At 71.8% G+C, this 14,113-nt stretch carries 14 protein-coding genes; 13 read left to right on the top strand and 1 reads right to left on the bottom strand.

Features of this window, described 5'->3' with window-relative positions; translation table 11 throughout:
- The 13 genes from infB to AB0K37_RS33785 form a co-directional block, all read left to right on the top strand.
- A partial coding sequence (infB, locus tag AB0K37_RS33845; RefSeq protein ID WP_363987925.1) for a translation initiation factor IF-2 occupies nucleotides 1–1,973 on the top strand: 1,973 nt, incomplete at its 5' end.
- 190 nt (nucleotides 1,974–2,163) lie between these two features.
- Nucleotides 2,164–2,472: a DUF503 domain-containing protein gene (locus tag AB0K37_RS33840; protein WP_363987924.1), complete on the top strand. Its 309-nt coding sequence runs from the start codon at nucleotides 2,164–2,166 to the stop codon at nucleotides 2,470–2,472.
- A gap of 82 nt (nucleotides 2,473–2,554) precedes the next feature.
- A complete protein-coding gene (gene rbfA / locus AB0K37_RS33835; protein WP_363987923.1) occupies nucleotides 2,555–3,079 on the top strand; it encodes a 30S ribosome-binding factor RbfA in 525 nt (174 codons plus the stop codon).
- Nucleotides 3,076–4,305, top strand: coding sequence for a bifunctional oligoribonuclease/PAP phosphatase NrnA (locus AB0K37_RS33830; protein ID WP_363987921.1), 1,230 nt, complete (start codon nucleotides 3,076–3,078; stop codon nucleotides 4,303–4,305). Before rbfA ends, AB0K37_RS33830 begins: the two co-directional genes overlap by 4 nt.
- A gap of 99 nt (nucleotides 4,306–4,404) precedes the next feature.
- Nucleotides 4,405–5,274: a tRNA pseudouridine(55) synthase TruB gene (gene truB, locus AB0K37_RS33825; RefSeq protein ID WP_363987919.1), complete on the top strand. Its 870-nt coding sequence runs from the start codon at nucleotides 4,405–4,407 to the stop codon at nucleotides 5,272–5,274.
- A 110-nt stretch (nucleotides 5,275–5,384) separates the two neighbouring features.
- Nucleotides 5,385–6,053, top strand: coding sequence for a hemolysin III family protein (locus AB0K37_RS33820; protein WP_363987917.1), 669 nt, complete (start codon nucleotides 5,385–5,387; stop codon nucleotides 6,051–6,053).
- Nucleotides 6,054–6,189: 136 nt separating this feature from the next.
- The gene (locus tag AB0K37_RS33815; protein WP_363987915.1) at nucleotides 6,190–7,131 is read left to right on the top strand and encodes a bifunctional riboflavin kinase/FAD synthetase; all 942 of its coding nucleotides are present in this window, start codon (nucleotides 6,190–6,192) and stop codon (nucleotides 7,129–7,131) included.
- 340 nt (nucleotides 7,132–7,471) lie between these two features.
- Nucleotides 7,472–7,741, top strand: a complete 270-nt coding sequence (rpsO, locus tag AB0K37_RS33810; RefSeq protein ID WP_067792110.1) for a 30S ribosomal protein S15 — start codon at nucleotides 7,472–7,474, stop codon at nucleotides 7,739–7,741.
- Between the two features lie 270 nt (nucleotides 7,742–8,011).
- A complete protein-coding gene (locus AB0K37_RS33805; RefSeq protein ID WP_363987927.1) occupies nucleotides 8,012–10,354 on the top strand; it encodes a polyribonucleotide nucleotidyltransferase in 2,343 nt (780 codons plus the stop codon).
- 93 nt (nucleotides 10,355–10,447) lie between these two features.
- On the top strand, nucleotides 10,448–11,764 hold the full coding sequence (locus tag AB0K37_RS33800) for a pitrilysin family protein (RefSeq protein ID WP_363987913.1): 1,317 nt from the start codon (nucleotides 10,448–10,450) through the stop codon (nucleotides 11,762–11,764).
- A gap of 91 nt (nucleotides 11,765–11,855) precedes the next feature.
- Complete coding sequence (locus tag AB0K37_RS33795; protein WP_363987911.1) at nucleotides 11,856–12,479, top strand: NAD(P)H-dependent oxidoreductase; 624 nt, start codon at nucleotides 11,856–11,858, stop codon at nucleotides 12,477–12,479.
- Between the two features lie 36 nt (nucleotides 12,480–12,515).
- Entirely contained in the window at nucleotides 12,516–13,253 is a 738-nt protein-coding gene (gene dapB / locus AB0K37_RS33790; RefSeq protein ID WP_363987910.1) for a 4-hydroxy-tetrahydrodipicolinate reductase, read from the top strand.
- Entirely contained in the window at nucleotides 13,253–13,792 is a 540-nt protein-coding gene (locus AB0K37_RS33785; RefSeq protein ID WP_363987908.1) for a transglutaminase family protein, read from the top strand. The genes dapB and AB0K37_RS33785 overlap by 1 nt, the downstream gene beginning before the upstream one ends.
- Here AB0K37_RS33785 and AB0K37_RS33780 read toward each other — a convergent pair.
- The coding region (locus AB0K37_RS33780; RefSeq protein WP_363987906.1) for a DUF3027 domain-containing protein at nucleotides 13,780–14,113 on the bottom strand (334 nt) is incomplete at its 5' end. The two genes, AB0K37_RS33785 and AB0K37_RS33780, sit on opposite strands and share 13 nt — an antisense overlap.

Below are 14,113 nucleotides of genomic sequence, written 5' to 3'. Positions count from 1 at the left end.
GCGGCTTCGGCCCCCGTCCCGGTGGCGGCGGTCGCGGTCGCGGCGGCACGCAGGGAGCCTTCGGGCGTCCCGGCGGGCGCCCGGCGCGCGGACGCAAGTCGAAGCGGGCGCGTCGTCAAGAGTTCGAGAACATGCAGGCGCCCGCCGTCGGCGGCGTCTCGGCTCCGCGCGGCAACGGCAAGACGATCCGGCTGCCGCAGGGCGCGTCCCTGACCGACTTCGCCGAGAAGATCGGCGCCAACCCGGCGTCGCTCGTCGCGATCATGATGCACCTCGGCAAGATGGTCACCGCGACCCAGTCGGTCGACCCCGACGACCTGATGGCGCTCGGGCTCGAACTGGACTTCGACGTCCAGGTCGTCAGCCCCGAGGACGAGGACCGCGCGCTGCTCGAGTCCTTCGACATCGAGTACGGCGAGGACGAGGGCGGCGAGGAGAACCTCCAGTCGCGTCCGCCGGTCGTCACCGTCATGGGCCACGTCGACCACGGTAAGACCAAGCTGCTGGACGCCGTCCGGCACGCCAACGTGCAGGCGGGCGAGGCCGGCGGCATCACCCAGCACATCGGCGCCTACCAGGTCGAGACCGAGGTCGACGGCGAGGAGCGCAAGATCACCTTCATCGACACCCCGGGTCACGAGGCGTTCACCGCCATGCGTGCCCGCGGTGCCGACACCACCGACCTGGTGGTGCTGGTGGTCGCCGCCGACGACGGCGTCAAGCCGCAGACCACCGAGGCGATCGACCACGCCACCGCGGCCGGGGTCCCGATCGTCGTCGCGGTCAACAAGATCGACGTCGAGGGCGCGGACCCGAACCGGGTCCGGGCGCAGCTCACCGAGTACGGCCTGGTCGCCGAGGAGTTCGGCGGCGACACGCAGTTCATCGACGTGTCCGCCAAGCAGGGGACCAACATCGACGGGCTGCTGGAGGCGATCGTCCTGACCGCCGACGCCACGCTCGACCTGAAGGCCAACCCCGACATGCCCGCCCAGGGCTCGGCCATCGAGGCCCACCTGGACAAGGGCCGGGGCGCCGTGGCGACCGTGCTGGTCCAGCGCGGCACGCTGCGGGTCGGCGACTCGATCGTCTGCGGCGTGGCCAACGGCCGCGTCCGGGCGATGCTCGACGAGAACGGCAACAGCGTCGAGGAGGCGGGCCCGTCCCGTCCGGTGATGGTGCTCGGCCTCGCGGCCGTGCCCGGCGCGGGCGACAACTTCCTGGTCGTCGAGGACGACCGGGTCGCCCGGCAGATCGCCGACAAGCGGGTCGCGCGCAAGCGCAACGCCGAACTGCTCAAGAGCCGCAAGAGCAGCTCGCTGGAAGAGCTGTTCAAGGACCTGGAGCGGGGCGAGCGGCAGGAGCTGCTGCTCATCCTCAAGGGCGACGTGTCCGGTTCCGTCGAGGCACTGGAGGACTCCCTCCTCAAGATCGACGTGGGCGACGAGGTCAACCTGCGGATCATCCGCCGCGGCGTCGGCGCGATCACGCAGGACGACGTCAACCTGTCGCTGGCGTCCGAGGGCGCGGTCATCATCGGCTTCAACGTGCGGCCTGAGCGCAACGCGCAGGAGCTGGCCGACCGCGAGGGCGTCGACATCCGGTACTACTCGATCATCTACCAGGCGATCGAGGAGATCGAGGCGGCCCTCAAGGGCATGCTCAAGCCGGAGTTCGAAGAGGCCCAGCTCGGCACCGCCGAGGTCCGCGAGATCTTCAAGGTGCCGCGGATCGGCAACGTCGCCGGCTCGATGGTCACCTCGGGGATCATCCAGCGCAACGCCAAGGCCCGCCTCGTCCGCGACGGCGTCGTGGTCGCCGACAACCTCACGGTGTCGTCGCTGCGCCGCTTCAAGGACGACGCGACCGAGGTCCGCGAGGGCTTCGAGTGCGGCATCGGTGTCGGTTACAACGACATCAAGCTCGGTGACGTCATCGAGTGCTTCGAGATGCGGGAGAAGCCCCGCGACTGAGGCGGACGGCAGGTCCGCGCGGCCCCTCGGGGGGCCGCGCGGGCGGCCGGCCCGGCGGCCCTTCCGGGCACGCCGACGATGTGATCGTTAATTGGGTGACCAAGCGCCAGGCGGATCTTCTAGCCTGGCGTCTGTCATGTCCGGGAACACGGTGGATGACCTCCGTCGTTCCCTCTCTGATGACTTCGAGGTGATCGACCAGGTGTACGTGGGTGCGCTGACTCTCGACCTGCTGCTGGGGGACGTCCGCTCGCTGAAGCAGAAGCGGTCCGTCCTGCGTCCCGTCATCGCCGAGGTGCACAAGCGCTTCCCGGCGGTGGCCGTCGCCGAGACCGGCGACAACGACCTCCACCGCAGGGCGGAGATCGGAGTGGCGGTGGTGTCGGGCACGGCGGCCAACTGCACCGAGGTCCTCGACCAGTGCGAGCGGCTCGTGGCCGGGCGGCCGGAGATCGAACTGCTGTCCGCCCGGCAGCGCCTGTACAGCAGCGAGGACTGACGGGCACGCGGGCGGGCCCCGCCCCACAATGAAGGAGCGGGAACCGACCTTCCCGCTCAGACCATAGAAAGGGAGTGCGATCATGGTGGACGCAGCTCGCGCGCGCAAGCTCGCCGACCGCATCCAGCAGATCGTCGCCGAGATGCTGGAGAGGCGGATCAAGGATCCGCGGCTCGGCTTCGTGACCGTGACGGACACCCGCATCACCAACGACCTCCGCGATGCCACCGTGTACTACACGGTGTACGGGTCGGACGGCGAGCGCGCCGAGACGGCCGCCGCGCTGGAGAGCGCCAAGGGCGTCATCCGGTCGGAGGTGGGCAGGAAGACGGGCGTCCGCCACACGCCCAGCATCACCTTCGTGATGGACTCCCTGATGGAGAACGCGGCGCACATCGACGACCTGCTGGCCCAGGCGCGCGCCAAGGACGCCGAGGTCGCGCGGGCCGCGCAGGGCGCGTCCCCCGCGGGGGACGCCAACCCCTACCGCGAGCCCGGTTCCGACGAGGACGAGGACGACGACCTCGACGAGGACGAGGCCGGCTTCGACGGGCACGACGCCGCACGGGACGGTGAGGACGGCCGCTCCGGACGCCCGTCATCGTGAACGGCCCGGCCGAGACCGCGGCCCGCGCCCTACCGGGCGCGTTCTGCGGTCAGGGCGCACCGTCCGGTCAGGGCGGGCTCTCCGGGCCGGGCATGGCGTCCAGGTCCGACGGGCATGCCGAGGCCGGTGCGACGTCCGCGTCCGGCGTGCCGCCCGAGTCCGAGTCCGGCGGTCCGTTCGAGGCGGGCGTTCCGGCCGGGTCCGGCTCCCCGTCCCGGCCCGGGCTCGCGGCCGGGTCCGGCGGGGCGTCCGCCGAGCTCGACTGGGACCGCGCGGTCGAGCTGATCCGCGAGGCCGACGAGATCTGCCTCGCCTGCCACGTGGTCCCCGACGGCGACGCGCTCGGCTCGATGCTGGCGCTCGCCCAGGCGCTGCGCGCGTGCGGCAAGCGCTGCCTGGCCTCGTTCGGGGAGCCGTTCGGCGTCCCGGCGATCCTGCGGTTCCTGCCGGGCCAGGAGATGCTGGTCGAACCGGCCCGGATGCCGCGCGACCCGAAGTTGATGATCTCGCTGGACGCGGCGGGCCGCGCCCGGCTCGGCTCGCTCGCGGGCGCCGCCGACCGGGCCGGCGCCCTGATCGTCATCGACCATCACGCGTCCAACACCGGGTTCGGCGGCGTGCGGCTGGTCGATCCGGACGCCGCCGCCACGGCGGTGCTGGTCGAGGAACTGATCCGCAGGCTCGGCGTGCCGCTCGACCGCGACATCGCCCAGGGCCTGTACGCGGGGCTCGCCAGCGACACCGGCTCGTTCAAGTACCCCTCCACGACACCCGAGGTCCACGACCTGGCAGGACGGCTGCTGACGGCGGGCGTCCGGCCGGAGACGGTCAGCCGGGAGCTGTGGGACCGGGCCCCGTTCGACTACCTGCAGGTCCTCGCGGGCGCGCTGGCGCGGGCCCGGCTGGAACGCGACGCCGCGGGCGGCCGCGGCCTGGTCTGGACGGCGATCGCCCGCACGGACCGCCGCGGCCTGCCGTACGAGCAGCTCGAAGGCGTCATCGACCAGCTGCGCCGGACCGATGAGGCCGAGGTCGCCGTCGTGTGCAAGGAGACCGACGACGGCCGCTGGTACTTCTCCGCCCGCTCCAAGGGCCACGTCGATCTGAGCAAGGTGTGCGCGGCGCTCGACGGCGGCGGTCACCGAGAGATGGCGGGGTTCGTCTGGGGAGGGCCGGTCGACGAGGCGCTCGACCGGCTGCGCGCCCTTCTGCCCTCCGACCAGTGACCGGAGCGAAGCCGTGCCCTGGGGAGAACCTGCAAGGGTGAGGGACGGCTAGAATCGCCGTCCTCCGTCCGCCCGCCGTCTTCGAGGTGAAGCAAGAGCATGGATTCGGGACTCGTCATCGTGGACAAGCCCGCCGGCTGGACGTCGCACGACGTCGTGGGGAAGATGCGGCGGCTGGCGAAGACCCGGCGGGTCGGGCACGCGGGCACGCTGGACCCGATGGCGACGGGAGTGCTCGTCCTCGGGATCGAGAAGGCCACCCGCCTGCTCGGGCATCTCGCGCTGACCCGCAAGGGCTACGACGCCACGATCCGGCTGGGCGAGTCGACCAACACCGACGACGCGGAGGGCGAGACCATCGCGACCGCGTCGGCCGAGGCCGTCACCGAGGAGGCGCTGCGGGCCGGCGTCGCGGAGCTGACCGGGACGATCCAGCAGGTCCCGCCGCAGGTCAGCGCGATCAAGGTGAACGGTGAGCGGGCCTACAAGATGGCCCGCAAGGGCGAGGACGTGGAGCTCGCCGCGCGCCCGGTGACCGTGGACGAGTTCACGGTGCTGGACGTCCGGCGGCACGGCGGCCTGATCGACGTGGACGCCTCGGTGTCGTGCTCGTCGGGGACCTACATCCGGGCGCTGGCCCGCGACCTCGGCGCCTCGCTCGGCTGCGGCGGCCATCTGACCGCGCTGCGCCGCACCCGCGTCGGGCCCTACGACCTGTCGATGGCGCGCACGCTCGACCGGCTCGCCGAGGAGCTGGAGATCCTGCCGATGGCCGAGGCCGTCGGGGCGGTGTTCCCGCGGCGGGACGTCTCCGACGACGACGCCCGCAAGGTCGCGCACGGCGGGCGGCTGCCGGCCGTCGGCCTCGGGCCCGGCCCGGTGGGCGTCTTCGCGCCGGACGGGACGCTGCTCGCGCTCGTCGAGGAGCGGGGCCCCGTCGCCAAGTCCCTCGCGGTGTTCGTCTCCTGACCCTGGGCGAGCGCGGTGCCGTCCCGTGGCGAGCATCACCGGAGGAAGGGATGCGCCGCCAACCTACGGTCGCGTAACCTACTTAAGCGTAGGTTCGTGAGGAGGTGTCCGTGACCACGGTGAAAGACGACCCCCCGGTGGCGTCCCCCACGCGGCCGCGACTGCGCGGCTGGCTGCACCTGGGTGCGTTCCCCGCGGTGCTCGTCGCGGGGCTCGTGCTGGTGGCGCTCGGCCCGAGTAGGGAGGCGCGGCTGGCGTCGGCGCTGTACGTGGCGACGTCGGGGATGCTGTTCGGGATCTCGGGGACGTACCACCGGCAGCGGTCGCACCGGCTGATCGAGGTGCTGCGCCGCTTCGACCACGCCAACATCTATCTGATCATCGCGGGGACGTACACGCCGTTCGCCGTGCTGGCGCTGGACGGCGGCGTGCGCGTGGCCGTCCTCGCCATCGTGTGGACCGGGGCCATCGCCGGGGTCGTCTTCCGGACGACCTGGATCGGCGCTCCCCGCGCCCTCTACGTCACCCTCTACATCGTGCTCGGCTGGGTGGCGGTGCTGTTCCTGCCGCAGTTCCTGTCCGGGGCGGGCCTGGCCGCCTGCCTCCTGGTCGCGCTCGGCGGGATCTGCTACAGCGTCGGGGGAGTGGTGTACGGGCTGCGCCGCCCGGACCCGTTCCCCAGCTGGTTCGGGTTCCACGAGGTGTTCCACGCCTGCACGCTGGCGGCCTACGTCCTGCAGTACATCGCGGTGTCGCTGGTCGTCTACCAGTCCGGCTGACGCCGTCCGCCGGACGCGCCGGGGGGCGGGTGCCGCACACCACGCCCCCTGGGTGCGACCAACCCGGCCCCCGCATGGCACTCTTGAGGACGGCAAAGAAGTACCTGACAGGAACGTCCTACGCAGGGAGAGCATGGTGCGGCGCTGGAATGGCCTCGACGAGGTTCCCGCAGACTGGGGCCGTTCGGTGATCACCATCGGGGTGTTCGACGGCGTGCACCGCGGCCACCAGCGGATCGTGGGCGCCGCCGCCGAGGAGGCGCGCCGCCGCGGGCTGCGCTCGGTGGTCATCACGTTCGACCCGCATCCGGACGAGGTCGTCCGGCCCGGCACGCACCCGCCGCTGCTCGCCACGACCAGGCGCCGCGTCGAGCTGCTGGAGGGCCTCGGCACCGACGCGGTCGTGGTCGTGCCCTTCACGCTGGAGCTGTCGAAGGTGCCGCCGGACGAGTTCGTCCAGTCGGTGCTGGTCGACCGGCTGCACGCCGCCCACGTGATCGTCGGCGAGGACTTCCGGTTCGGGCACAAGGCCAAGGGGGACGTGGCGCTGCTGCGGGAGCTCGGCGAGAAGTACGACTTCACGGCCGAGGGCATGCCGCTGGTGGCCGACGGCGACACGATCTCGTCCACCTACATCAGGGGACGGCTCGACGCGGGCGACGTCGAGGCGGCGGCGCACGCGCTCGGCCGTCCGCACCGCGTCGAGGGCGTCGTCGTGCGCGGCCACCAGCGGGGCCGCGCGCTCGGGTTCCCCACCGCCAACCTGGAGACGATGCCGCACACGGAGATCCCGGCGGACGGCGTCTACGGGGGCTGGCTGGTCTGCGACTCCGACCGCTACCCCGCCTTCCGCTGGCCGGCGGCGATCTCCATCGGGACGAACCCGACCTTCGAGGGCGCGGGGGAGCGGACCGTGGAGGCCTACGCCCTGGACCGCGACGACCTCGACCTCTACGGCGAGCACATGGCCGTCGACTTCACCGCCCGCATCCGCGACACGTTGAAGTTCGACTCCGTCGAAGCGCTCATCGAGGAGATGCACCGCGACGTGGCCCGAGCCCGCGAGATCACCTCCTGAGCCGCCTGAAACCCCGTCGCGCTCGCGCAGGAGACCTCGACCGTCACGCGAGCACGCAACCTGACCGGTAGGGGCAATGCCGAAGGCGAGCCCCCCACCGGGAAGCTCGCGAAGCGAGGTCGCGCTCGCCCAAGACCGGTCGAGGTGCGAGCCGCCAGGCGAGCACCTCGGGCCGGGCTTGCAGCCAACACGCCGTGGTACGGTGAATAGTCGCCGGGAAGGGCCCCGGCGCGGCTGGCTGCACCCTCATGCGGCCCGCCACCCTCTTAACACGCACCATGCGGACCCGTGCGCCCACCGGGCCTGGATCTGCGGGTGACGAATCCATCGAAGGAGCCACGTGTCGCTCGACACCGCCACCAAGAACCAGATCATCGCCGAGTACGCGACCACTGAGGGTGACACCGGATCCCCGGAGGTCCAGGTCGCGCTGCTGACGCGCCGCATCAACGATCTGACCGAGCACCTCAAGGAGCACAAGCACGACCACCACAGCCGCCGCGGCCTGCTGCTGCTGGTCGGCCGTCGTCGCCGGCTCCTGAAGTACCTCGCGAACAAGGACATCAACCGCTACCGGCAGCTGATCGAGCGACTCGGGCTGCGGCGCTAGCAGGGTGAGGGAGTGGCCCGCCGGGCCACTCCCTTCCTTTTACGGCCGGCGGGCCTGCCCGGCCCCGGCCCCAATTTCAGACAAGCCTCGCGGACACCGCTGGTGCGGGCCGGTCCTCGGTAGTGGCTTCCGGATCCGTTCCGCCGCGTCGGCGGCGCTCTCGATCCGGGTGCTTCGATCGAAGACCGGCAGCGTGACAGCCAACGGGAAACGGCCGCGAGGACCGACATGGAACCCATGAGGAGGTTTCCCGTGACAGAAGCCGTGCGCATCGACGGTGCGCAGACCACCGAAGCCGTGATCGACAACGGCACGTTCGGCACCCGCACCATCCGCTTCGAGACCGGCCGGCTGGCCCGGCAGGCGGCCGGCTCCGCCGTCGCCTACCTCGACGACGAGACGATGGTGCTGTCGGCGACCACCGCGTCCAAGAAGCCCAAGGACAACCTGGACTTCTTCCCGCTGACCGTGGACGTCGAGGAGCGGATGTACGCCGCCGGGCGCATCCCGGGCTCGTTCTTCCGCCGCGAGGGGCGTCCGTCCGAGGACGCCATCCTGACCTGCCGGCTGATCGACCGGCCGCTGCGCCCGTCGTTCGCCAAGGGCCTGCGCAACGAGATCCAGGTCGTCGAGACGATCATGGCGCTGCACCCCGACCACCTGTACGACGTCGTGGCGATCAACGCCGCCTCGATGTCCACGCAGCTGGCGGGCCTGCCCTTCTCGGGCCCGATCGGCGGCGTCCGCGTCGCGCTGATCGACGGCCAGTGGGTCGGCTTCCCGACCCACCCCGAGCTGGAGCGCGCGACCTTCGACATGGTCGTGGCCGGCCGGGTGCTGGCCGACGGCGATGTCGCGATCATGATGGTGGAGGCGGAGTCCACCCGCGACACCATCAAGCTCGTCGGCGAGGGCGCGACCGCGCCCACCGAGGAGACCGTCGCCGAGGGCCTCGAGGCGGCCAAGCCGTTCATCAAGGCGCTGTGCAAGGCGCAGAGCGACCTCGCGGCCGTCGCCGCCAAGGAGACCGCCGAGTACCCGATCTTCCTGGACTACCAGGACGACGTGCTCGCCGCCGTCACCGACGCGGTCAGCGGAGACCTGGCGCAGGCGCTGACCATCGCCGGCAAGCAGGAGCGCGAGTCCCGGCTCGACGAGATCAAGGCGGCCGCCGCCGAGAAGCTCGCCGAGCAGTTCGAGGGGCGCGAGAAGGAGATCTCCGCCGCCTACCGCGCCGTCACCAAGAAGCTGGTCCGCGAGCGCGTGATCCGCGACGGGCTGCGCATCGACGGCCGCGGCTCGAAGGACATCCGCCAGCTGACCGCCGAGGCGCACGTCGTCCCGCGGGTGCACGGCTCGGCGCTGTTCGAGCGCGGCGAGACGCAGATCCTCGGCGTGACGACGCTGAACATGCTCCGCATGGAGCAGACGATCGACACGCTGAACCCCGAGCGCACCAAGCGCTACATGCACAACTACAACTTCCCGCCGTACTCCACCGGCGAGACCGGCCGGGTCGGCTCCCCGAAGCGCCGCGAGATCGGCCACGGCGCCCTCGCCGAGCGCGCCCTGATCCCGGTGCTGCCCTCGCGCGAGGAGTTCCCGTACGCGATCCGGCAGGTGTCGGAGGCGCTCGGCTCCAACGGCTCCACCTCGATGGGCTCGGTGTGCGCGTCCACCATGTCGCTGCTGGACGCGGGCGTCCCGCTCCGGCAGATGGTGGCGGGCATCGCGATGGGTCTGATCAAGGAGGGCGACGAGTACGTCACGCTGACCGACATCCTCGGCGCCGAGGACGCCTTCGGCGACATGGACTTCAAGGTCGCCGGCACCCGTGACCTCATCACGGCGCTGCAGCTGGACACCAAGCTCGACGGCATCCCGGCCTCGGTGCTGGCCGCCGCGCTGAAGCAGGCCAAGGGCGCCCGCCTGGCGATCCTGGACGTGATGCAGGAGGCCATCGAGGCGCCCGCCGAGATGAGCCCGAACGCGCCGCGGATCATCACGATCAAGGTTCCGGTCGACAAGATCGGCGAGGTCATCGGCCCCAAGGGCAAGATGATCAACTCGATCCAGGACGACACCGGCGCCGACATCACGATCGAGGACGACGGCACGATCTACGTCGGCGCCACCGACGGGCCGTCCGCCGAGGCCGCGCGGCAGGCGATCAACTCGATCGCCAACCCGCACATGCCGGAGGTCGGCGAGCGGTTCCTCGGGACCGTCGTCAAGACCACCACGTTCGGCGCGTTCGTGTCGCTGCTGCCCGGCAAGGACGGCCTGCTGCACGTCTCGCAGATCCGCAAGCTGCACGGCGGCGCCCGGATCGAGAACGTCGAGGACGTGATGGGCGTCGGCGAGAAGATCCAGGTCGAGGTCACCGAGATCGACCAGCGCGGCAAGCTGTCGCTGGTGCCGGTCGAGGTGGTCGAGCGCGAGGCCGCCGGGAAGGCCGAGGCGGACGGCGGCGAGGAGCCTGCCTCCGCGCCCGCTTCCGGTGACGGCGAGTCCGGCGAGCGCCGGGAGCGCCGCGACGACGACCGGCGCGGTCCGCGCCGCCGCCGCACCCGCCGCGGGTCCGACGACGACGCCGGCCAGCGCAACTCCTGATCAGAACCCATGACCGGCCGGCCGGGTCCGCAGCGCGATGAGGCTGCGGACCGGCCGGCCGGCCGCTTTCCCCCGACGGAATGTGAGCGACACGTGACCCTGCCGGCGAGGGCGCAGGAGCCCGGCACCACCACCACGATCCACTCCGACGGCGCCGGCGCGGTCCGCCGCACCGTCCTGCCCGGCGGGCTGCGGATCATCACCGAGACGATGCCGACCGTGCGCTCCGCGGCGTTCGGCGTCTGGGCGGCGGTCGGCTCCCGCGACGAGGCCCCCGCCGACGCCGGAGCCAGCCACTACCTCGAGCACGTGCTGTTCAAGGGCACCCGGCGGCGGTCGGCGCTGGAGATCTCCGCGGCGATCGACGCGGTCGGCGGCGACCTCAACGCGTTCACCGCCAAGGAGTACACCTGCTACTACGCGCGGGTCCTGGACTCCGACCTGCCCCTCGCGGTGGACGTGGTCTCCGACATGGTGGCGGCGTCGCTGAACCGGCCCGAGGACGTCGAGGCCGAGCGCGGCGTGATCCTCGAAGAGATCCACATGCGCGACGACGACCCGGGCGACCTGATCCACGACGAGTTCTCCACGGCGCTGTACGGCGACACCCCGCTCGGGCGTCCCATCCTCGGCACCGAGGAGTCGATCAACGCGCTGTCCCGGGACCGGATCCACGGCTACTACCGGCAGCACTACGTCCCGTCGAACCTGGTGGTGTCCGTGGCGGGCAACATCGACCACGACGAGACGGTCCGGCTGGTGTCGGCGGCGTTCGCCGAGCACCTGCACGGCGACGCCGTGCCCGCCGCGCCCCGGCTGAACGGCGCGCCGGTCCCGCTGGACCCGCGCAGCGTGGTGATCGACAAGGACACCGAGCAGGCGCACATCATCATCGGCGGCGCCGGCACGTCCCGTACCGACGAGCGGCGGTTCGCGCTCGGCGTGCTGAACGCGGCGCTCGGCGGCGGCATGTCGTCCCGGCTCTTCCAGGAGATCCGCGAGAAGCGCGGGCTGGCGTACTCCGTCTACAGCTACACGGCCCAGTACGCCGACTCCGGCGTGTTCGGCGTCTACGCGGGCTGCCAGCCGGCCAAGGCCGAGGAGGTCCTGTCGATCTGCCGGGACGAGCTGGCCAAGGCCGCCGACGGTCTGGACGACGAGGAGCTGGAGCGCGGCAAGGGCCAGTTGCGCGGCGCCATGGTGCTCGGCCTGGAGGACACCGGCTCCCGGATGAGCCGCATCGGCAAGAGCGAGCTGGTCTACGAGTCGCTGCTGCCGGTGGACGAGGTCCTGGCGCGCATCGAGGCCGTCACGCCCGACGACGTCCGCGCGATCGCCCGCGACGTGCTGGCGGGCCCGCAGGCCCTGACCGTGATCGGCCCGGTGGGGGACCGCGAGTTCGGAGCCTGACGTACCGCTCGCTTGTTAAACGGACCAGGGTCCGCTAATCTCCAGAGGAGTAAGCGGACCTTGGTCCGTATTTTCTGGTGAGAGGACCCTCATGTCCCGTCTGCTGCACATCTCCGCGTCCCCGCGGGGCGCCGCGTCCGAGTCGCTGGCGCTGGCCGACGCGTTCCTCGACGCCTACCGCGAGTCCCACGGCGACGCCGTCGACCACCTCGACCTGTGGGAGGCCGGCCTTCCCGCGTTCGGCCCCGCCGGGGCCGGCGCCAAGATGACCGTGCTCGCGGGGAACGAGCCATCCGGCGCGGAGGCCGCCACGTGGCGGGCCGCCCGGGAGGTCTTCGAGCGCTACGACTCCTACGACCGCTACCTGTTCAGCGTCCCGATGTGGAACTCCAGCGTCCCCTACATCCTCAAGCAGTTCATCGACGTGGTCTCGCAGCCCGGCTGGGTGTTCCGCTTCGACCCCGAGAAGGGCTACAGCGGCCTGCTGGAGGGCAAGAAGGCCGCCGTCGTCTACACCAGCGCCGTCTACGGGGAGGGCCGCGGGTCCGCGTTCGGCCGCGACCACCAGGCCCCGTTCCTGGAGGGCTGGCTGCGCTGGACGGGGATCACCGACATCGGCACCGTGGAGTTCCGCCCGAACCTCGCCACCGCCGACGCCGAGACCGGGCGCCGCTCCGCGCACGCCGAGGCGCGGGAGCTGGGCAAGCGCTTCTGACGATAGGCTCGGGGCGACGCCAACCAGGAGGAACACGTGACAAAGGTCGGGGTGCTGGGCGCGCAGGGCCGGATGGGCGCCGAGGTGTGCCGCGCCGTCGAGGGAGCCGACGACATGGAGCTCGTCGCCGCCGTCGACCAGGGGGAGGCGCTCGACGCGCTGGCGGCCGCCGAGGTCGTCGTCGACTTCACCCACCCCGGCGTGGTCATGGACAACCTCCGGTGGTGCGTCGAGCGCGGCCTGCACGCCGTCGTCGGCACCACCGGCTTCGACCCGTCCCGGCTCGACACGGTCCGCTCCTGGCTGACCGACGAGTCGTCCGGGAACGTGCTCATAGCCCCGAACTTCGGGATCGGCGCGGTGCTGATGATGCACTTCGCGCAGAAGGCTGCCCCGTTCTTCGAGTCCGTCGAGATCGTCGAGACGCACCACCCGAACAAGGCCGACGCCCCGTCCGGCACCGCCTACCGCACCGCCGAGCTGGTCGCCGCCGCCCGCGCCGAGGCGGGCGTCGCCCCGTCCCCGGACGCCACCACCTCCGGGGTCGAGGGCGCCCGCGGCGCCGACGTGGACGGCGTCCGCGTGCACGCCGTCCGCATGTCCGGCGCCGTCGCCCACCAGGAGGTCGTTCTCGGCGGCCACGGCGAGCTGTTCACCATCCGGCACGACTCGATGAACCGCGAGTCGTTCATGCCCGGGGTGCTGCTCGCCGTCCGCAAGGTCCCCGAGCTCGAACGCCTCACGGTCGGCATCGAGGCGCTCCTCGGCCTGTGATGGACTTCGACGCCGAACCCTGGGACTACCTCGCCGCGTCCGAGGCGATCGACTTCGAGCACCCGCTCGTCCAGTCGATCGCCTCGGAACTGCGCACCGGCGACGACGTCGCCTACGCGCGGGCGGCCTTCGAGTACGTCCGCGACCGGATCCCGCACTCCATGGACACCGGCGACACCCGCGTCCCGTGGCGGGCCTCCGACGTCCTCGAACAGCGCACGGGCCTGTGCTTCGCCCAGTCCCACGCCTACGTCGCCCTCCTGCGCGCGGGCGGCATCCAGGCCGGACTGTGCTACCAGCAGCGCACCGGCTTCGTCCACGGCCTGGCCGCCGCCCTCATCGACGACCTGTGGGTCCGCCTCGACCCCCGCGACCCGGGCGTGCGCTTCTCCGCCTCCGCCGACGCCCTGGCCTACCCCGACGATCCGATCCTCCCGACCGTCCACGCGGCCCCGCACCCCGCGGTCCTCGACGCCCTGAAGGGCATGACGACCCTCACCGTCTCGGCCCTCCCCGCCACCCTGGGTCAGCCGGAGTAGACGAGGTCGAGGGCGGCGAGGCGGTCGGGGTCGGCCAGGATGTCGATCGCGGTGACCCTGCCTTCCGCGACCGTGAAGGCCAGGACGGACTGCGGGCGCCCGTCCTCGAACCAGACGATCCCGGCGGTCCCGTTGACCAGGGCGTGCATGACCTGCCCCCGGGCCGTCCTGCGGAACCTGATGGCCTGCCCGGCGACGTTCTCGGCGCCGACGACCTGCGTCCAGCCGCCGGGGAGCAGGACGCACTCGCTGACCGTGACGTTCTTGGCGCGGGACGCGCGGGTCACCGTCACGGCCCACCGCCAGCCGACGTACGCGGGG

This window comes from Actinomadura sp. NPDC049753 (genome assembly GCF_040674655.1).
In the GTDB taxonomy this organism is placed as follows: Bacteria; Actinomycetota; Actinomycetes; order Streptosporangiales; family Streptosporangiaceae; genus Spirillospora; species Spirillospora verrucosospora.
This window is presented reverse-complemented; position numbering and strand designations above follow the sequence as displayed.